Here is an 18,107-nt window from a genome sequence, read left to right on the forward strand (position 1 = left end):
TGCACCCGACATCCGGCAAGTGAGGAGATGCACATGGAACATTCATCACTGCCCATCATCGACTATGCCGCGATCAATGGCACCCCCGAGGAGCGTCGCCAGATGCTGGCCAAGCTTGGCCGGGCGGCCCGCGACATCGGCTTCTTCTATCTGACAGGCCATGGTCTGAGCGAGGCGGAGCAACGGGAGACCCTGGCGTTGGCGGCTCGCTTCTTCGCCCTGCCCCTGCAGGAGAAGCTGGCGGTACAGATGGTGCACTCCCCCCACTTTCGTGGCTACAACCTGGTGGGGGCCGAGCTCACCCGGGAGCGGCCGGACAGGCGGGAGCAGTTCGACATCATGAACGAGGAGCAGGCCCTCCCCCTGGCGCAGACCGGTAAACCCTGGCAGCGGCTCACAGGGCCCAACCAGTGGCCCACCGCCCTGCCCGAGATGAAGACGCAACTGCTGGACTGGCAGGAGCGGCTGAGCGACATCACCCTCACCCTGCTCGCCGCCTTTGCCGAGGTGCTGGAGCAACCGGCCGGGGTGTTCGACGAGAGCATCCAGGGCGCCCCCTATCAGCACATGAAGCTCATTCACTACCCGGGACGGGAAGCGGGAGGCAGCGGCCAAGGGGTCGGCGCCCACAAGGATCCCGGCTACCTGACCCTGGTGATGCAGGACGATCACTCGGGGCTAGAGGTGGAGACGGCGCACGGCTGGATTTCAGCACCGCCCCTGCCCGGCGCCCTGGTGGTCAACATCGGCGAGCTGCTGGAGCTTGCCTCCAACGGCTATCTCAAGGCGACCCTGCACCGGGTACAGAGCCCGCCCCCCGGAGTCTCGCGTCTCTCCTGCGCCTTCTTCATGGCGGCGAGACTCGATGCAACAGTGCCGCTGCTGTCGCTCTCCCCCGAGCTGGCGGCGCAGGCACAAGGGCCAGAGAGCGACCCGGCCAACCCCCTCTTCTATCAGGTGGGGGAGAACGTGCTCAAGGGCCGACTGCGCTCCCATCCCGATGTGGCGGCGCGCCACTATGCTCAGCAACACAGGGTAGCGCAGGAGCCGGTACCGGCCTGACGCCATCAAGGGGGATGGCAACAAGCCGCCATCCCGACCACAGGAGAGGGGCGCCGGCGCGGCCCCCTCCACAGATTTCCACACCAGAACAACAACGCCATAGCCTGGCGACCACGGAGCAAAACGATGAAATTCAAGACCATGAGCGTGCACAGCGGCCAACGGATCGATCCCCAGACCGGCGCCCTCACCACACCGCTCTACCAGAGCAGCACCTTCAGCTACGTCAATGCCCAGGCGGGCAAGGAGCGGTTCGCAGGCCAGGCCCCGGGCTTTATCTACAGTCGCTTCGGCAACCCCACCACCGCCGAGCTGGAGCTGAAACTGGCGGCCCTGGAGGGGGCCGACGAGGCGCTGGTGGTGGCGAGCGGCATGGCGGCGGTGAGCGCCATCCTCTATGCCCTGGCCAGCAGCGGGGATGAAGTGGCCTATGTCGGCCCGCTGTACGGCGGTACAGATGCGTTTCTCAAGCAGACCTTCAGCCGCGCCGGCATCACCATCACAAGTTACGATAGCGATCAGGATCTGCTGGCCAACATCAGCCCCGCCACCAAGGTGATCCTGTTCGAGACCCTGACCAACCCCACCCTCAAGGTGGTGGATCCCCGGGTGGTGGTGGAAGCCGCCCGCAAGGTGGGCGCCATCAGCGTCTGTGACAACACCTTCCTTACCCCCTATCTGCTGCGCCCGCTGGAGCTGGGCATCGATCTGGTGATGCACAGCGGCACCAAGTACCTGGGCGGCCACGGCGACATCATCGCCGGTGTGGTGGCCGGCTCCCACGCGCTGATGAAGTCGGTGCGCACCGTGGCCCTCAAGCACATAGGCTCCCCCATTGGGCCACAGGAGGCCTACCTGCTGCAGCGCGGTGTCAAGACCCTGCCCCTGCGCATGGATGCCCACCTGCACAATGCCCAGAAGGTGGCAGACTTCCTCGCCGCCCACCCGGCGGTGAAGAAGGTGATCTACCCGGGGCTTGCCAGCCATCCGGGTCACGATGCCCTCGGTGCCTTCGCCAGCGGCTTTGGCGGCATGGTGAGCATAGAGCTGGAAGGGGGCTTTGCCCGCTGCGCCACCCTGCTCGACAACCTGCAGCTGTTCGTGCAGGCGGTGAGCCTCGGGGATCTCGAGAGCCTGGCCTGCCATCCGGCCAGCACCACCCATGCGGCCATGGACGAGGCGAGCCGCCTCGCGGCCGGGGTCAACGACGATCTCATCCGCTTCAGCATCGGAGTGGAAGACGCCGATGATCTCATCGCCGATCTGGCTGCGGCGCTGGCCCTGATCTGACAAGGCCACCCTGATCAGTCGCCTCGGCAGAGCATCACGTTCGACCAGCAATAAAAAAGGGAAGGCCAGGCCTTCCCTTTCTCTCATCCCTTCCCTAGTGCGGGAAGGGGCCCTGCTCAGGCGTCGTGATAATCCTGGCAGGCGCTCAGGGTGTTCTCCATCAGGCTGGCCACCGTCATGGGTCCCACGCCACCGGGCACAGGGGTGATGAAGGCGGCATGATTGCGCGCCGTTTCAAACTCCACGTCCCCCACCAGGGAGCCGTCGGCCAGGCGGTTGATCCCCACGTCGATCACCAGGGCACCGGGCTTGACCCACTCCCCCGGGATGAAGTTCGGCTTGCCCACCGCCACCACCAGCAGATCGGCACGGCGCACCTGGGCCTCCAGATCCTGGGTGAAGCGATGGCAGGTCGTGGTCGTACAACCCGCCAGCAACAGCTCCAGCGTCATCGGGCGACCGACTATGTTGGAGGCACCGACCACCACAGCATGCAGACCGTGGGTCTTGACGCCGGTCGCCTCGATCAGGGTCATGATCCCCTTGGGGGTGCAGGGACGCAGCGCCGGGATGCGTTGGGCCAGACGACCCACGTTGTAGGGGTGGAAACCATCCACGTCCTTGTCGGGACGAATGCGCTCCAGCACCTGGGTGGTGTCGCAATGAGCCGGCAGGGGCAGTTGCACCAGAATGCCGTCCACCTCCGCATCCTCATTGAGCCGGTCGATCAGGGCCAGCAACTCTTCCTGGGTCGCATTGGCGCTGAGATCATAGGAGCGGGAGACAAACCCCACCTCTTCACAGGCACGACGCTTGCTGCCCACATAGACCTGGGACGCCGGATCCAGCCCCACCAGGATCACCGCCAGACCCGGTGCCCGCTTGCCCAGTGCCAACCGCTGTTGGACTTGTTCGGCGACCTGATTGCGAATCGTTTGCGCAACCTGTTTTCCATCAATGATTTTGGCAGACATCGTTCTTCACTCACCATGTGTTCAACTGCCGCGCATTGTCGCATTTTTTTGGCGCGGGTGTTAGCGGCTCTCGCCTGGCGGGCAATAAGTAGGCATTTGAATTTACTGGCGGAAAAAGTCATTGACGCTGACTTTGACGCTTGGGTATGATGCCCGCCCGTTGCCCAGTCGTACCGCCCCCGGTATGCTGGACGATGAGATTTCGGTGATTAGCGCAGCCCGGTAGCGCATCTGGTTTGGGACCAGAGGGTCAAAGGTTCGAATCCTTTATCACCGACCAGGTTCATCGAGACGTCTTGTGACGGCTCGATACAGAGCGCCCTTAGCTCAGTCGGATAGAGCAAAACTAACCCCCAAAGTGTTACCACTTTTTGAGGTGACTAGAGCAGGCAAGGGCTGGAGAGATGGTAAGGTTACCTAGTAAAGCCTTGCTGTTACTCCTTACAAAAAAGAGTTACCATTTTGCATAGCTCTTAAGATGTTGTTGATTTGTAAAATTTGTCCCGTTAGCTCAGTCGGATAGAGCATCCGCCTTTAAGTTATTAGGAGCCTGTACAGGGAAACCTATACAGTGGAGAGGGTGAATTCAAGGAAGCCTCAGCGCGTAATGGCGGTGGTAATCTTGAGCCAAGCTCTACAAGCGTGTAGAGAAGGTGCAGAGACTAGATGGTGCAATGCGATCTCATTGCGGAATACATCATTAGCGCCCTCCACCCAAACAGATAATGCTGTGGGTGAAGATATAGTCCAGACCACAAACACCCTCGGGTGGCAGTGAAAGCTGTAGTGGTAAGCTAAGCGGATGGTCGCAGGTTCGAATCCTGCACGGGACGCCATTTTCAGAAGTAAAAAAGCCAGCATTAGCTGGCTTTTTTACTTCTATAACCTCTCAATTAAATCCCCCCCCTCCCCCATTAGACAACCAATGACGACCTTATTGGTCTTTGGATGAGTACGCCCTCATCACCTCCTCCACAGCAAAGTGTTGGCTCATGACAACCTTATCGATCGGATCTATGTGTGTATGGCTCTGAGCAAGATAGCGGTCTGTTTTATGACAGCCAACGGGCGTGGCATTGATGTCGCCAAGCGCCTGCTGGAGTAGGAGTTGGCTGGTGTATTGGTGGCGGGCCTGTATGCTGGCTACCGGTTTATCTGCACGAGTCTGCGCCTGCTTTGCTGGGCCCATGTACTGCGCAACGTGGCTGTTATCGCCCTGAGTGGGGAGCTGTTTCGTCAACGCTTACTTTCGTTGGTTGAGACGACCAAACGCTTGGGACATTGACCCCAAGAGTGACTGCATACCATTATCCGAGCCCGCATCGAGAAAACGGATTACCCCATTCACTCCGAACTGTGTGCATCAATCCCCTGACGCTGAACGGTTACATCAAGAGGCACTTCTAAACGCAATCAACCCCCTCAAAAGCCTCTCCACGGCCTCCAGCCTGCCCCGCAAATCGCGTTTCTCTGCAACGGTATTGCTGATGGCACTTTCAATCGCTGGATCCAATATGGAGAAGTCCACTCTTAATTGCTGGTACTCAGCGAGCATTGAATCACATTCCTGCAACCCCTTACGGTAGTGCTGTGCTCTCGCGATCAGTCCTTCCAGGACGGATTCATACGTTTCCGACTTACGCTCCTTACCCGATTCCGTTACAAGCGCACAAGGCCCAATAAATTCCTCTTTGAAATGCACTTCATCGAACTTGGGAGTCCTGATGAAATGAGAACAGCGCTTCCCATCATCAACATGCTTCCTTTTTAGAAGTCCCTTATTTACGAGCTTGATCAGATGCCGATAAATGAAGGTATAACGATAACGCCGCTGACGTATCTGCGATTCTGCTTTGTCACCAAAAATGGCATTTACAAATCCTATCGCAGTGAAGTCATCCATCTGCCATCGAATGAGTGCGGTGTAGAGCGCGGTTGGTAACCACACGGTCTGGGAGCTCATAAGTAATCCTGGGCCTCGAACGAAAACACTTAGTGGAAATCTAAACTCGTTTGCGGATTATAATCCGTGGTCGTTAGCCAGACAACCAGAGATAGTGCTCGCCAGCGAGAGGCGAGACATGCAAGAGCTAGCAAAAAAATTTGGTGATGCTGTACGTGATAGACGGCTTCAATTGGGCGTATCGCAAGATGCACTCGCATATGCGGCCGAAATTGATAGAAGCTACGTAGGACGAATTGAGCGTGGTGAGGTCAATGTCACCCTGGAAAAGGCTTATCGTCTTGCCAGGGTTATGGGGTGTGACATTCGCGATCTGCTGCCATAGATATATTTGCCAAATAATTATCTCTTCACCCAGATAAAACTAAATTTCCCTATAATTATTCACAGTGATGGCATAGCGAGTACCATCAGGCATATGAGTGAGCAGACCTAAGGGCATCTGCGTGTGCGTGGCTTCATGCAGCGCAAGCTGCAAGCTCCCAAAAAGCATTCGAAACGAAAACGAGCTCCCGCCTTGTCTATCTACTGGTTGCTGTAGCGCCACACAGCAGCAATAAATCCAGTTTTTCATTAGCTCCGGTCTGAGATTTTCAGCCTGGATCTCCATCCTCATCACCAGCTCTACCAGCTCTACCAGCTCTGCTGTTCTGCTGCATGTGTTATATTCGGCTCAAACATTGAGCCGAATGATGGGCTGGGTCGGCTCATTATTGAGACCCTAGCACGTTGGATGAGGAAATAATGGAACCATTTTGGATTTGGCAACAAGCTGATTGGCCCCATTTTCGTTGGCAGGATAGCGAGATATTGCCCAGATTACGGCATGCTCAACGCAGGCTGGGAATGCTAATAGGTAGTCATTCCAGATTGGGGAACTCCGACCAAACGTTGGATACGTTACTGGCTAACATCATCTCCTCATCCGCTATTGAGGGTGAGCGTCTCAATGCCCAATCCGTGCGTTCCTCCTTGGCTAGGCGGTTAGGGGGATCAGAAACTCCGTCCTATCCCGTGTCAGATCGCTCAGAGGGGCTCGCGGCCATGATGCTGGACGCCATCGACAATCATGGACAGCCATTGACGATTGAGCGGCTTTACCAATGGCATCGTTGGCTGTTCCCCGCCAACGAATGGTCGGTGCAGCCAGTGAACGTAGGGCAGTTGCGAGGAGATGAGCCGATGCAGGTTGTCTCTGGGCGTGTTGATCGCCCCACCGTGCATTTTGAGGCACCGCCCAGAGCAACACTGGACGATCAACTGGCCGAGTTCATCCCCTGGTTTAACCAGACTCGGCATGACCCCACGATGGATCCCCTTCTTCGTGCGGCAATCATCCATTTCTGGTTCGTGACCCTGCATCCCGTTGATGATGGTAATGGGCGGCTCACGCGGGCATTGACCGATCTCGCGCTGTCACAGGCTGACAGCCAAAGTATCCGGCTGTATGCCATGTCAGTTGCAATTCTCGAACGGCGGGATCACTACTATCGGGCGCTTGAGTCAGCGCAGAGGGGCCCGCTAGATATTACCTCCTGGATCTGTTGGTTCCTCGACACACTGGATTACGCCATAGAGCTGGCATTACAGGTTATTGATCGTTCTCTCGCCAAGACATTTTTCTGGTTGCGGCACTGTAATGACGCTCTGAGTCCAGAGCAAACCAAAGTGCTGAATCGTTTACTGGATGGCGGCGAACAGGGTTTTGAAAATGGCATCAGTGCCAGTCAATATCAAAAAGTCGCCGGAGTCAGCAAGGCGACTGCCACACGCCATCTGGCTGAACTGGTGGAGAGGGGATGCATTGAGAAATTACCTGGTGGCGGACGCAATACACGCTATCAGATCTGCTTGCACACCGAGGGAGTTTGAAAAAGCATCGCCATGGGGCGTTAATTTCATCTGGTAGATGAGAGCTGCGATTGGTGTACAAATGACGCTATTTAGTTAAATGTTGACGCCATGATGTGTGCCGTCAGGCATATGAACGAATAGACTTAACCGACACTCATGGCTCTCAACTAATCTTTTGAGTGATAACAAACTATCGAGAACATCGGGATCTATTGCAGGAACATCACCAGGCCCGAGATTTGAAAGCAGTTTGGTCACACTGAGACGTACCAGTTGCTCTTCGGCCAGCGCCTTGGCTCTCTGGACAACCTCGGGTGATTCGGATGAAATCATATCCTCCAATGTCCTCCCCATACGGTGCTCCTACTACAGATAGAATTAAAGGCCCACGCCGAGCAGGCATGGGCTCTCAGCATTAGATCAAGAAGTCATCCAGTGCTTTTCCAGCCGCAACAGCGTCTGCAATGGCCTTGGGCATGCGCCCCTGGCCAGTCCATGTCTTCTCCTGACCGCCTTCGGTGTACTTGTATTTTGCAGGACGGGGAGCGCGTTTGACTTTGTTGGCTGAACCATCAGCTTTCGCTGGAGCCGCAGTGCCAACCAGCTCACTCGGATCTATGCCCGCTTGTTTCAGCAGCTCGGTAAACTCAGCCAGTTTTTGCAGGCGTTCAGCTGACTCTTCTCTCAATTTGCTCTCTTGCTGCTCACGTTCGGCATAGATTTCGTCAAATTTGTCTTTAGCCTCGACCAACTGCTCATAAGACAACTCACGCAGTACAGCTCGCAGACTACGAATATTCATCAGTGTTTTCAAAAAATCGTTCATTGATAGCCTCATGTATCACATTTTTATATCATGAAAATTATCTCTCAATCTCAGCATCAGCTCCACTGTTTTTTGCACCAAGATAGTTTGGAAATAGCATCATTCAAAAATCGTGAGCTAAATTGCGCTTGAATCTATTTAATAGCCTAGCTCCAATCTGCTATGAAACTATGTAGCCAAAAATTAAATCTAGGTGGTAGTGAGCGTTGAGACCATCTCACCAGATGAGCCGATGAAGGATCTTGTTCGGCTCACGAAATGAGCCGATTGAAAAGTATCATTGGCTCACAGAATGAGTCGATGATAAGAGATTTTTATCTCCACACAAACTAGAGTATGGGAGCATATTACTCATATTATTTCCCTATTAGAATAATCACGCCCAAATGTGTCTGGGTTTGCAGCCTCATAGTCATCGTCAAACATATGTTCCCCGCGATGCATCTCCCTCACTGTTGCGAGTGTACCGAAAAAGCACATTTCACACAGATGCACCTTATAACGTTCACCATCGTGACGGGAACCATAGCCAAAATCCGCCGATAACGAGCCGTATTGATTGGTTCCAAAATTCGTTTTTGTACTACGACCACAGACATCACAGAGAATGTCAACGACCTGCTCTGTTGGCACAATTTCTTTTACGAGCATGCTACGCTCCTAATCTGATGAGAATAGGAGTTATCATACGCGGACACACTATATATATTGCAACTTGTTTTGGTTACTTTCTGGTATCCATGCGAATGAGAGCTTTCACTTCGACAACAGTGGCGCCGATAGGAACACCTATCGAACTCAATAACTCGCCATTTTCAGTTCTGGTAACCTCGGGATCACCCTTATACCAACACCATTCTCGGCCAGTTTTTGTGTCGGCTGCCTCTAAGATGCCACAACGATAATCAAAATTGATGGTCACTGAATGTTCTCTCGGCTAGCTAGTGGTTATAGCATAGTAAATATATGAGAATTCAAGTCTCATAAAGACCCCAGATAGAATTATGCACAGAGATTCACGAAAAAGTTGGTATTGCCCGAATGGGGCGCTTCAACCTCTGTATCCTGTGCCTCATCCAACAAAGTCCTCAGACCCATCGCCATCGCCACATGGAACAGATAGGATAAGGTAATCTGGTATCGTAGGTTCAGGGGAGATTTCATCATGTCCTATGCGAGTTATCATCCAGGTAAGGCTACGGCCTCTACTAAGACAATATTTGACTCTCTTGGCATACCGAGTGACCCGTTGGGGGCACATCTATGGATCGTGGCTGGCGTAGCTCCTGGCATCATTCATCGACTAGCTGAATTGATGAACACACACTCAGGTTTGATATGCCGCTTAGCAGGCATTAGCCGGAGCACTGTTGCTCGCAAGCTGAGGATTGAGGCTCCCCTATCAATCTCGCAGGGCACCAGGGTATACGGCGTTGTACAGGCCCTAGATGCGGTGCTCTCCCTCCATGAGCACGACACCACCAGAGCGATTTCATGGTTAAGCCGCCCAGCCTGGGGCTTAGGTGGCATAGCTCCAGCTGAGGTATTGACGACACAAATGGGGGTTCTGGCTGTTGTCGATCTGGTGGGACGGATTGAATATGGGGTGTGCCAATAACAATAAATTGAAACACCTTGATAGCGAAAAACCACCAACAATCGTTTAAAAAAACAGCAAAACAATGAATTTTTAACTTTTTTTCATTTGTACCACTTGAAAAATTCGAAAAACTGTCCATTTACTAATTATGAGAGCAAAAAAATTTTTTCCGACATTCCGCTGCTATGCAGCGAAGATAAACCAGTCTTTCACCCCCCTTATATCCATGCTCTTAGACGCTAAAAGCAGCTATACCTTATATCATACTAAAAAATACTGATTTAGATCATTAACTTGAATAATAGAGCAAGGTTTACAAATCGACTTTATATACACGCAAGATGACAAAATAACCTTTACCAAAAAATATTAACACCATATCAAAATGACAAAGTGGCAATATAAGGGGATGAAAGATGCGTTGTTTCCTAAATCAGCTATCAAGCTACGACTTCCTCAGCCCCAAGTGACTGCTACACTCGGTACTTCCTGACAGGAAGTCTAAAGATGCTCAGTTTGTTTATCTCGCGCACATACTCCATCGCCCTACCTGGCCGTTGTCGATACGCGGGCAGGTTGTGCCTGACAGCAACTGTTTGAACCGATACATTTCCGTTTATGCTAGGGAAAGTGCGAACAAGTATCCCACGAACAAAAAATGAAAATTTTAGTCATTTAATATCAATGGGTTACCAGTAAATGCTCTCGTGCCATATGACTTATTCGCACCTTCCCTAGTGAACAACGGTGATACCCAGGCATTTTCTTCCAGTGTGCGCGTCCTTCCTTGCGCATCACCAGCGCGACCTCATTTCTTGGTGCCCCTTTTTCCATGGCCCCTGTTGCAAGGCAGGATACAGGCCGTCACTCCTTTGTGCGCTATCAGCTGATGGCTGGCTTTGCTCTCATAGACAGCATCAGCATAATGCGCCGTAGTGTATTGAGCAGTGTTGGCAGCGCCTCAGCACCATGAATATTTTCCAACGACACTTCCGCTGCCACGACCTCGTGAGTCGCTAGGTCAACCGCGAGATACAACTTACGCCAGACGCAACCTTTCTCGGCACCGTGTTTTCTTACCTTCCACTCACCCTTTCCAAACACCTTCAGGCCGGTCGAGTCGATAACCAAGTCGGTGATACCCCTTTTGTGGGCTGCTGATCGATAAACTTCATTGTGCGGGCACACGGCAGCACATTCATAAGATAAAACAGGGAGTCGCATAGTCTCTGAGTGGTTCGCAGGGTAAGGCTGCAAATCCCCTTGAACATCGAAAGGTACAGGTAGTCTGGTCGGTGTATAGCTGACTGCGGCCCTATAACCCATCACAGCCATGGTGGAACCAGTTGCTTATGGCATCGGCATCAATACAGAAGATGAGTGAGACACGATTAATCAGAGACCTGCTATATTGAAGCCAATTTCAGTGATGGAATGAAGTAACTTGCCCATGATGCTGGCTGGAAGGGGATGGTGGTGATCAGATTACCGACTTCTCAGTTCGTTCCACTCAAGAAGCATCGATTTGTGAAATAAAGCGGATGAAAGAACAAATGGAGCAATTCGCACGTATAGTGCGGATTATTTAAACAATGGTCTTTATAAAACTTAAATCCACATTAAAAACTACAGCCCTATAGGTCGCTATATTTTCTGAATGAGTTTATAGCTATACACTAATAGTAACAAGTGCTAAAAACCTTCCGAAAAAATAAATAAGAGAAATGAATTTCCAGGTTAAATAAAAGGCATCAGTGCAAAACTGATGCCTATTGAAAAATAGATTACACACAACTACCTTAAATTAACTAAACCATTATCAATATCAATTATTTCTTTTTTACCTAAAGACCCTGAATTTAATTTCAATGTGGCAACGTTGACTATGTAACTATATCTAGAAATAGCTAACTTTGTCTTTGCATCATACAATTTTCTATTAGCATCCAATACATCAATGATAGTCCTAGTGCCAACCTCATATCCTGCCTCGGTCGCTTTTAAAGCACTTTCAGCAGAAACTACAGCTTGTTGGTATGCTCGAACGGATCCTATGCTTGCATTAACATTGTTATATGAAGACTTAACTGCACTCATGACCGAGCGATAACTTTTCTCCAGCTGCTCACTGGCAGCAACATAGTCAAAAGAAGATTGTTTGACTTGTGATGCTGTTGCACCACCTGTATATAGTGGCAATGAAAATTTAATACCAATGTCGCCTTGATTGGAATAACCGTCCGTATTAACTGTATTATCTTTGTAGTTATTATAAGTTGAAGATAACCCCATAGTAAGATCAACTAATGGCTTATGTCCTGACTTAGATAAATCGATCTGCATCTTCGCAAGTTCTTTTTTAATCCGAGCCTGATGTAATGCCAAATTTTTTTCAATTGCTGCATCAGTCCACTTATCAATTTTCCATAAAGTTTTTTGAGGACTGAAACGCTCTGTATCAAGCTTATTAAGCTTTCTATGCTCAAGACCAGTTAACTCACGTAGAGCCTCATAGCTATTTTCAAGCGTGTTCTCTGCATAGATCTCATCGGCAAAAGACTGATCGAAGGCGGCCTCTGCCTCATGTACATCAGTAATCGCGGCCAAACCTACCTCAAAACGCTGCTGGGTTTGAGCAAGCTGCCTCTGAATTGCCGTTTTCGTTGCCTGAGAATAAATCAGCGAATCTTCAGCCTGGAGAACATTAAAATATGTCTGTATTGTACGAAGCACTAAGTTTTGATGCTCAAGAACATAAGAAACATCTGATAGTGTCGCATTCTTCGCAGCTAAATCAAGATTAATCCAATTAGCACTGTTGTAGAGAGATTGCTCTAGATTGATTGCACTATTCGTTGCGCTCCCAGTTTGCATATCCAGATTATCGTCAACATAGTTAGCACTAAGACCAAGATTTATCTTTGGTAGAAATGATGCTTGCTCTTCATTGATTTTTTCGAATGATTGGTCACGCATTGCCTTTGACTCAAGAAGTTGCGGATCCTTTTGCTTCGCCAAGTTATAAATATCTAGCAAGCCCTCCGCATGCGTGTAACTACTAAGAAGAGCGAGTATAGGTAAAAACATTTTGTTCATCATGATAGATACCAACAGATTGTAAATAAAGAAAACGAAAGTAGCGGATGCATATTCATATAATGCATCCGCCTGTGCACCAACCGTTATTCAGGCATATCAACACCTGTAGTATTAGTGATGCTCTTCAGAGTACGTCTACGCCATAAGTAAAATGCCGCAGGTAGAACTAAGAGAGTTAAAACGAGTGCGCTTACCATCCCACCAATCATTGGCGCGGCTATTCGTTGCATAACCTCAGAGCCAGTCCCATGACTCCACATGATAGGTAATAGGCCAGCAATTATCGTTACCACTGTCATCATTTTAGGACGTAGTCGCATTGCAGCTCCATGGATAACGGCACCATGTAATCCTGCATTATCAAGTTTATCGTTCTTAACGAGATCATCCCAAGCATGGTTGAGATAGATCAACATCAATACACCTGTTTCTACAGCGACACCTGCAAGTGCTATGAATCCAACTCCAACGGCCACTGACATATTAAATCCAGCTAGCCACACGTACCAAATGCCACCAACTACAGCAAGAGGCAAGGTCGTAAGAATAAGAAGCACTTCTTGAACACGCCGAAACGCCAAGTAAAGCAATAGAACTATGATGGCAACGGTTAATGGGACTACATAGGTAAGGCGAGCTTTAGCTCGTTCCATATATTCGTATTGACCAGACCAAGTAATAGAGTACCCAGCAGGAAGAACTAATTGTTCTCCGACCATTTTTTTTGCATCCGCGACAAATGATCCAATATCTCTATTACTAATATCAACATATACCCAACCATTTAACCTAGCATTTTCACTTCGCAACATTGGGGCTTCATCGCTAATATAAATTCGAGCAACATCAGCTAGAGCAATTCGTTCACCTTTGGGAGTGATCAAAGGAAGCAACTCTAGACTAGCGACTGAGTCGCGATAGCTTTGTGGATAGCGTATATTGATTGGATATCGCTCTCGCCCCTCTATCGTCTGTCCAACATCCATGCCGCCCACAGCCGTTGCTAGTACTGCTTGAACATCCGCAATATTGAGTCCATATCGGGCAGCCTTCAGTCTATCGATATCAACTTTGACATAACGACCACCGGCGACACGCTCAGCATACACGGATGATGCCCCCTCTACACTGCCAACAATTTTCTCAAGTTGCTGTCCTATTTTTTGTATCACTTTAAGATCTGGACCAGCAATCTTGATCCCAACAGGTGTTTTAATTCCTGTTGCGAGCATATCTGTTCGAGTCTTGATTGGGGGGACCCACGCATTTGTCAAACCAGGAAATTGAATTAATGAGTCTAGCTCTTCCCGTAATTTCTCTGGTGTCATCCCAGGACGCCACTCTGATTGAGGCTTCAGCTGAATAGTGGTTTCCATCATAACAAGATCAGCTGGATCTGTTGCACTATCCGCACGGCCAGCCTTACCGAATACATTCTTTACCTCAGGGACAGTTCTAATCAGCTTATCTGTTTGTTGTAATATCTCTCGCGTTTTCCCTACCGAGATATTTGTTGCCGTTGTCGGCATATACATCAGATCCCCCTCATCAAGTGGAGGAATAAACTCAGACCCTAAATATTTTAAAGGCAAGAAACCAACAACGGTCACGATAAATGCTAAAGTAAGAGTCACCTTCGGCCATGCTAAGACGCATTTCAGCAAAGGTATATAACCCTGACTTAGCCATCTATTAATTGGGTTCGCTTGTTCAGCAAGTACCTTACCACGAATAAAGTACCCCATTACAACAGGGACTAACGTTATTGCAAGTGCAGCAGCTGCGGCCATAGCATAAGTCTTAGTATATGCGAGCGGAGCAAACATCCGCCCTTCTTGTGCTTCAAGAGCAAATACTGGTAAAAAGCTCATGGTAATAATTAATAGAGAGAAAAATATAGCAGGGCCGACTTCTGCACTGGCCTCTCCAATTACCTTCCATCTGTTTTCATTAGTTAGGGGTGTCTGTTCCATATGCTTATGGACATTTTCAATCATTACAATTGCACCATCAACCATTGCTCCAATTGCGATGGCTATCCCTCCCAAAGACATTATGTTGGCGTTGACACCCTGTATATTCATTATTATAAATGCAACTAGAATTGCAATTGGTAGGGTAATAATCACTACTAACGATGACCGTAGGTGGAATAAAAATGCTAAACAAACTAATACAACAACAATAAACTCTTCCAGTAACTTCCCTGAAAGGTTGTCGATTGCTCTTTGGATTAGATCTGAGCGGTCATATACAGTTATTATCTCAACCCCATCTGGTAGACTACTTTTTAATTCATCAAGACGAGTCTTAACTCCATCAATAGTGTGTTGTGCATTTTCGCCATAACGCATGACGATAATGCCCCCAACGACTTCACCTTCACCATTGAGCTCTGCGATGCCTCGACGTACTTGAGGGCCAGTTACCACATCCGCTACATCACCTAGCAATAGTGGAGCACCACGTACATTTGTTCCTAATGGAATGTTTTTTAGATCAGAGACATTTTTCAAATACCCATTGGAGCGAACCATATACTCAGCTTCGGCCATCTCGATAACTGAAGCACCTGTTTCCTGGTTACCTTGTTCTATTGCTGTCTGAATTAAAGACAAAGGTACACCATATGCACGCAGCTTATTGGGGTCTACACGAACCTGATACTGACGAACCATTCCTCCAACCGTAGCGACTTCAGAAACCCCCTCTACAGTCTGTAATTCATACTTTAAAAACCAGTTTTGCAGTGAGGTTAATTCACTTAAGTCATGCTTACCTGTTCTATCGATCAGTGCATACTGATAGACCCAACCAACACCAGTTGCATCAGGCCCAAGCTGGGGCCTCGCAGAAGATGGTAAATTAGGAGCAACTTGGCTCAAGTATTCTAAAACTCGCGCCCGCGCCCAATACAAATCCGTATTGTCATCGAATAGAACATAAACGAAAGAATCACCAAAGAAAGAATAACCACGGACGGTAGTTGCACCAGGAACAGCAAGCATGGCGGTGGTTAATGGGTAAGTTACTTGGTCTTCAACTACTTGTGGTGCTTGCCCAGGATAACTTGTTTTGATAATAACTTGAACATCCGACAAATCAGGCAGCGCATCAACAGGAGTTTGCTTGACTGACCATATTCCCCATGCAGTGAGCAACACACTTAACAAAAGAACAAGGAATCGATTGCCAATAGACCATCGAATTATTGATGTGATCATTTCTGACCTCCTATCTCATCCATTTCGGCCATATCATGCTTGGAATGGTCCAATTGTGGAGCAGATGGAGCCTTACCTTTCCCGTTGCTACTATTTGAATCTGAATTTTTAATATTTGTTTTAGCAATCGGCTCCTTGATACCAGTTATAATGTATCGTTCCCCATCCTGCCTTAGCAAAACACTCACGGAGTGACCCATCTTTAAACTTGAAGGAGCAATACTCTTATCAAGTTCAAAGCTCATACGCATTGCTGGCCATTGCCATTCTGGTACTTGTTGGTGTGCAATTGTGATCTGCCTATTCTGACCAATATCAACGATGTCAGCATTGACCCAGACTTGAGCAGGACGAAATGCAGTCATGCGCTGGAAGTCGGAACTGATACTTGACTCAGAGTCTAATAAAAACTGAGCAGACCTTACTATCTCATCACCTTCTTCAACTCCAGATGTAACAACGATATGTTCCCTAAACTGAGAACCGAGAGTGACTTCAACAGATTTGAAGCGCCCATCACCTAATGACAGCACTACTCGATTCTGCGTTCCTGTTCTAATAATAGCCTCACTAGGCACCACAAGATTAGACTCGGTTCCACCGGCTTTTATGTTGATCTGAGCAAACATATTCGGCTTAAGGAACTCGTCTGGATTATCAAAGCGTAGCCTGACCTTAAGCGTTCTAGTTGATGCGTCTAGGGTGGGATATAAATAATCAACTTTACCGACCCAAGTTCTGCTTGGCGCATAATCAAGAGTCATGGTAACTGGATCTCCCAATTTCAATACGGTAGCTTGGCGCTCAAAAATTTCTGCACTGACCCAAACTTGTTGTAATGTGCTGATATTAAATAGCGCCTCAGCTGGTTCTACGTACTGTCCCTCTCGAATTTTTAGCTCAGAAATATATCCATCACTAGGTGCATAGAAATTAATTGTTTCACGCACTTTCCTAGTTCGCTTTAAAATAGATATTTGATCACTTGGAATTTGTAGCGCCTTGAGTTTCCCTTCTGCGGCTCGAATCAACAAAGGGTTACTGCTATTCATGGCCAACAAGTATTCATGCTGCGCATTTACTAAATCAGGGGCATATAATGCGTAAATAAAACTACCTTTGGTAACCCTTTGCCCCTCACTTTTAATTGCAAGGGTTCGTACCCAGCCAGCCATACGTGAGTTGATAGCTTCAAGACGGTCTTCATCATATCCAACATATCCAACAGTATCAATTTCCTGATAAGTAGGAGCTCGTTTGACTTGATCGAGACGAACACCAAGATTCTGCTGTATTTCCGGTGATATTGTAACTGTGCCAGCTGACCCTTGACCTTGAGCTTTCTCTTCATAAACAGGAATGAAATCCATTCCCATTGTGTCCTTGGCTGGAGAAGGTCTCTTATCAGCTGGATCCATCGGGTTTACCCAATAAAGAGGTTGTTTTTCCTTTAATGTATTTACATCTTTAAAATTTGTGAGCAGGTAGACACTACCGCCTCCTGCGACAAAAACTAACAACATTGCAATAAATTTCATCATGCCATGCCCCTTAAGATATATTCAAAATATGGAAAACCAGGTGGTGTAAAATCATCTCTCATACCCCAATAGGGTGAATCATACATACTTGCCCTCTTAAAGATCTATATCCTTACGGTAATGTAATCTTGCTGACAGCAGCATGTAATGTTGATTGTATATAGTGATTAGCGATAACCGTGCAATAACAACGAAATGAGGTAATCCAATGAAAATCAAGACCATCTTAGCTGCGCTCACCATGTTGATTAGTAGTTCAGCGGCTTTCGCTAATGCCCCAATGCCTTTCGATCTTAGAGCAGGGCATGGAGTAGTCTATGTAGAATGGAAAATATCTGCATTGCCTACTGACTCCGTGGACGTATCCACCCCCGATGGCACGAAACTGGGCGTTGTGAAGGCTCTCCCTGGTAAGACCAAGCAGTTAACACTTCCTTCTGATAAAAATATTACAGAAGTTATCGTGGACTATAAAGGAACCATTCATAACGTCTCTCTCCCGCATGGTATGGGAAGCGGTAGTAACCGTTAAGATCTTCCACATGTAAAAAACGGCCAGCTTATGCTGGCCGTTTTTTAAACATTAAAAATAATCATTCTAGATTTTATAATTTCGATATAACCTTCATTGAAACTCTTGATGCAGCTGGATTTTTTTTATTTTTTAGTGTATG

At 48.7% G+C, this 18,107-nt stretch carries 14 protein-coding genes, 1 tRNA gene and 2 pseudogenes; 8 read left to right on the forward strand and 9 right to left on the reverse strand.

Annotated features, from left to right (window positions below):
- Nucleotides 1–33 precede the first annotated feature (33 nt).
- Entirely contained in the window at nucleotides 34–1,062 is a 1,029-nt protein-coding gene (locus OC537_RS07290) for an isopenicillin N synthase family dioxygenase (RefSeq protein ID WP_262110627.1), read from the forward strand.
- Nucleotides 1,063–1,188: 126 nt separating this feature from the next.
- Nucleotides 1,189–2,352 carry a trans-sulfuration enzyme family protein gene (locus OC537_RS07295; protein ID WP_106886616.1) on the forward strand — a complete coding sequence of 388 codons (1,164 nt, stop codon included), beginning with the start codon at nucleotides 1,189–1,191 and terminating at the stop codon, nucleotides 2,350–2,352.
- Nucleotides 2,353–2,468: 116 nt separating this feature from the next.
- On the opposite strand, the gene folD is transcribed toward OC537_RS07295, so the two are convergent.
- Nucleotides 2,469–3,326: a bifunctional methylenetetrahydrofolate dehydrogenase/methenyltetrahydrofolate cyclohydrolase FolD gene (folD, locus tag OC537_RS07300; protein ID WP_005326697.1), complete on the reverse strand. Its 858-nt coding sequence runs from the start codon at nucleotides 3,324–3,326 to the stop codon at nucleotides 2,469–2,471.
- Nucleotides 3,327–3,529: 203 nt separating this feature from the next.
- On the opposite strand from folD, the gene OC537_RS07305 reads away from it, so the two are divergent.
- Nucleotides 3,530–3,606, forward strand: a tRNA-Pro gene (locus tag OC537_RS07305).
- Between the two features lie 654 nt (nucleotides 3,607–4,260).
- On the opposite strand, the gene OC537_RS20670 is transcribed toward OC537_RS07305, so the two are convergent.
- Together OC537_RS20670 and OC537_RS07315 are read right to left on the reverse strand one after the other, a co-directional pair.
- Complete coding sequence (locus tag OC537_RS20670; RefSeq protein WP_162626920.1) at nucleotides 4,261–4,566, reverse strand: hypothetical protein; 306 nt, start codon at nucleotides 4,564–4,566, stop codon at nucleotides 4,261–4,263.
- Nucleotides 4,567–4,716: 150 nt separating this feature from the next.
- On the reverse strand, nucleotides 4,717–5,289 hold the full coding sequence (locus tag OC537_RS07315) for a hypothetical protein (protein ID WP_005895555.1): 573 nt from the start codon (nucleotides 5,287–5,289) through the stop codon (nucleotides 4,717–4,719).
- A gap of 118 nt (nucleotides 5,290–5,407) precedes the next feature.
- On the opposite strand from OC537_RS07315, the gene OC537_RS07320 reads away from it, so the two are divergent.
- From OC537_RS07320 to OC537_RS07330, 3 genes and pseudogenes are all read left to right on the forward strand, one after another.
- Nucleotides 5,408–5,614: a helix-turn-helix domain-containing protein gene (locus OC537_RS07320; RefSeq protein ID WP_005895552.1), complete on the forward strand. Its 207-nt coding sequence runs from the start codon at nucleotides 5,408–5,410 to the stop codon at nucleotides 5,612–5,614.
- Nucleotides 5,615–6,033: 419 nt separating this feature from the next.
- Nucleotides 6,034–6,267: pseudogene (locus OC537_RS07325) on the forward strand (DUF4172 domain-containing protein); the annotation flags it as partial.
- A 66-nt stretch (nucleotides 6,268–6,333) separates the two neighbouring features.
- On the forward strand, nucleotides 6,334–7,161 hold the full coding sequence (locus tag OC537_RS07330) for a Fic family protein (protein WP_223930090.1): 828 nt from the start codon (nucleotides 6,334–6,336) through the stop codon (nucleotides 7,159–7,161).
- 397 nt (nucleotides 7,162–7,558) lie between these two features.
- Here OC537_RS07330 and OC537_RS07335 read toward each other — a convergent pair whose 3' ends face one another.
- Nucleotides 7,559–7,969 (reverse strand): H-NS family nucleoid-associated regulatory protein, encoded by a 411-nt coding sequence (locus OC537_RS07335; RefSeq protein WP_262110628.1) that lies wholly within the window; start codon nucleotides 7,967–7,969, stop codon nucleotides 7,559–7,561.
- A gap of 351 nt (nucleotides 7,970–8,320) precedes the next feature.
- Nucleotides 8,321–8,620, reverse strand: a complete 300-nt coding sequence (locus tag OC537_RS07340) for a hypothetical protein (protein WP_005303889.1) — start codon at nucleotides 8,618–8,620, stop codon at nucleotides 8,321–8,323.
- A 514-nt stretch (nucleotides 8,621–9,134) separates the two neighbouring features.
- On the opposite strand from OC537_RS07340, the gene OC537_RS07345 reads away from it, so the two are divergent.
- A complete protein-coding gene (locus tag OC537_RS07345) occupies nucleotides 9,135–9,587 on the forward strand; it encodes an antitoxin Xre/MbcA/ParS toxin-binding domain-containing protein (protein ID WP_262110630.1) in 453 nt (150 codons plus the stop codon).
- 711 nt (nucleotides 9,588–10,298) lie between these two features.
- On the opposite strand, the pseudogene OC537_RS07355 reads toward OC537_RS07345, so the two are convergent.
- The 4 genes and pseudogenes from OC537_RS07355 to OC537_RS07370 form a co-directional block, all read right to left on the reverse strand.
- Nucleotides 10,299–11,021, reverse strand: a pseudogene (locus OC537_RS07355) (IS5 family transposase); the annotation flags it as partial.
- A 342-nt stretch (nucleotides 11,022–11,363) separates the two neighbouring features.
- The gene (gene tolC / locus OC537_RS07360; protein ID WP_041202624.1) at nucleotides 11,364–12,665 is read right to left on the reverse strand and encodes an outer membrane channel protein TolC; all 1,302 of its coding nucleotides are present in this window, start codon (nucleotides 12,663–12,665) and stop codon (nucleotides 11,364–11,366) included.
- Between the two features lie 86 nt (nucleotides 12,666–12,751).
- Nucleotides 12,752–15,892, reverse strand: coding sequence for an efflux RND transporter permease subunit (locus OC537_RS07365; protein WP_034524316.1), 3,141 nt, complete (start codon nucleotides 15,890–15,892; stop codon nucleotides 12,752–12,754).
- A complete protein-coding gene (locus tag OC537_RS07370; RefSeq protein WP_017778712.1) occupies nucleotides 15,889–17,433 on the reverse strand; it encodes an efflux RND transporter periplasmic adaptor subunit in 1,545 nt (514 codons plus the stop codon). The genes OC537_RS07365 and OC537_RS07370 overlap by 4 nt, the downstream gene beginning before the upstream one ends.
- A gap of 208 nt (nucleotides 17,434–17,641) precedes the next feature.
- Between OC537_RS07370 and OC537_RS07375 the strand changes: the two genes are divergently transcribed.
- Nucleotides 17,642–17,965 carry a hypothetical protein gene (locus tag OC537_RS07375; protein ID WP_021140715.1) on the forward strand — a complete coding sequence of 108 codons (324 nt, stop codon included), beginning with the start codon at nucleotides 17,642–17,644 and terminating at the stop codon, nucleotides 17,963–17,965.
- Nucleotides 17,966–18,107 lie beyond the last annotated feature (142 nt).

This window comes from Aeromonas sp. Marseille-Q5825, assembly GCF_946892685.1.
Lineage (GTDB): Bacteria > Pseudomonadota > Gammaproteobacteria > Enterobacterales > Aeromonadaceae > Aeromonas > Aeromonas rivipollensis.

Coding starts and splice junctions, on each gene's coding strand:
- OC537_RS07290 (WP_262110627.1), top strand. CDS start 34: ATGGAACATTCATCACTGCCCATCATCGACTATGCCGCGATCAATGGC.
- OC537_RS07295 (WP_106886616.1), top strand. CDS start 1,189: ATGAAATTCAAGACCATGAGCGTGCACAGCGGCCAACGGATCGATCCC.
- folD (WP_005326697.1), bottom strand. CDS start 3,326: ATGTCTGCCAAAATCATTGATGGAAAACAGGTTGCGCAAACGATTCGC.
- OC537_RS07315 (WP_005895555.1), bottom strand. CDS start 5,289: ATGAGCTCCCAGACCGTGTGGTTACCAACCGCGCTCTACACCGCACTC.
- OC537_RS07320 (WP_005895552.1), top strand. CDS start 5,408: ATGCAAGAGCTAGCAAAAAAATTTGGTGATGCTGTACGTGATAGACGG.
- OC537_RS07330 (WP_223930090.1), top strand. CDS start 6,334: ATGATGCTGGACGCCATCGACAATCATGGACAGCCATTGACGATTGAG.
- OC537_RS07335 (WP_262110628.1), bottom strand. CDS start 7,969: ATGAACGATTTTTTGAAAACACTGATGAATATTCGTAGTCTGCGAGCT.
- OC537_RS07340 (WP_005303889.1), bottom strand. CDS start 8,620: ATGCTCGTAAAAGAAATTGTGCCAACAGAGCAGGTCGTTGACATTCTC.
- OC537_RS07345 (WP_262110630.1), top strand. CDS start 9,135: ATGTCCTATGCGAGTTATCATCCAGGTAAGGCTACGGCCTCTACTAAG.
- tolC (WP_041202624.1), bottom strand. CDS start 12,665: ATGAACAAAATGTTTTTACCTATACTCGCTCTTCTTAGTAGTTACACG.
- OC537_RS07365 (WP_034524316.1), bottom strand. CDS start 15,892: ATGATCACATCAATAATTCGATGGTCTATTGGCAATCGATTCCTTGTT.
- OC537_RS07370 (WP_017778712.1), bottom strand. CDS start 17,433: ATGATGAAATTTATTGCAATGTTGTTAGTTTTTGTCGCAGGAGGCGGT.
- OC537_RS07375 (WP_021140715.1), top strand. CDS start 17,642: ATGAAAATCAAGACCATCTTAGCTGCGCTCACCATGTTGATTAGTAGT.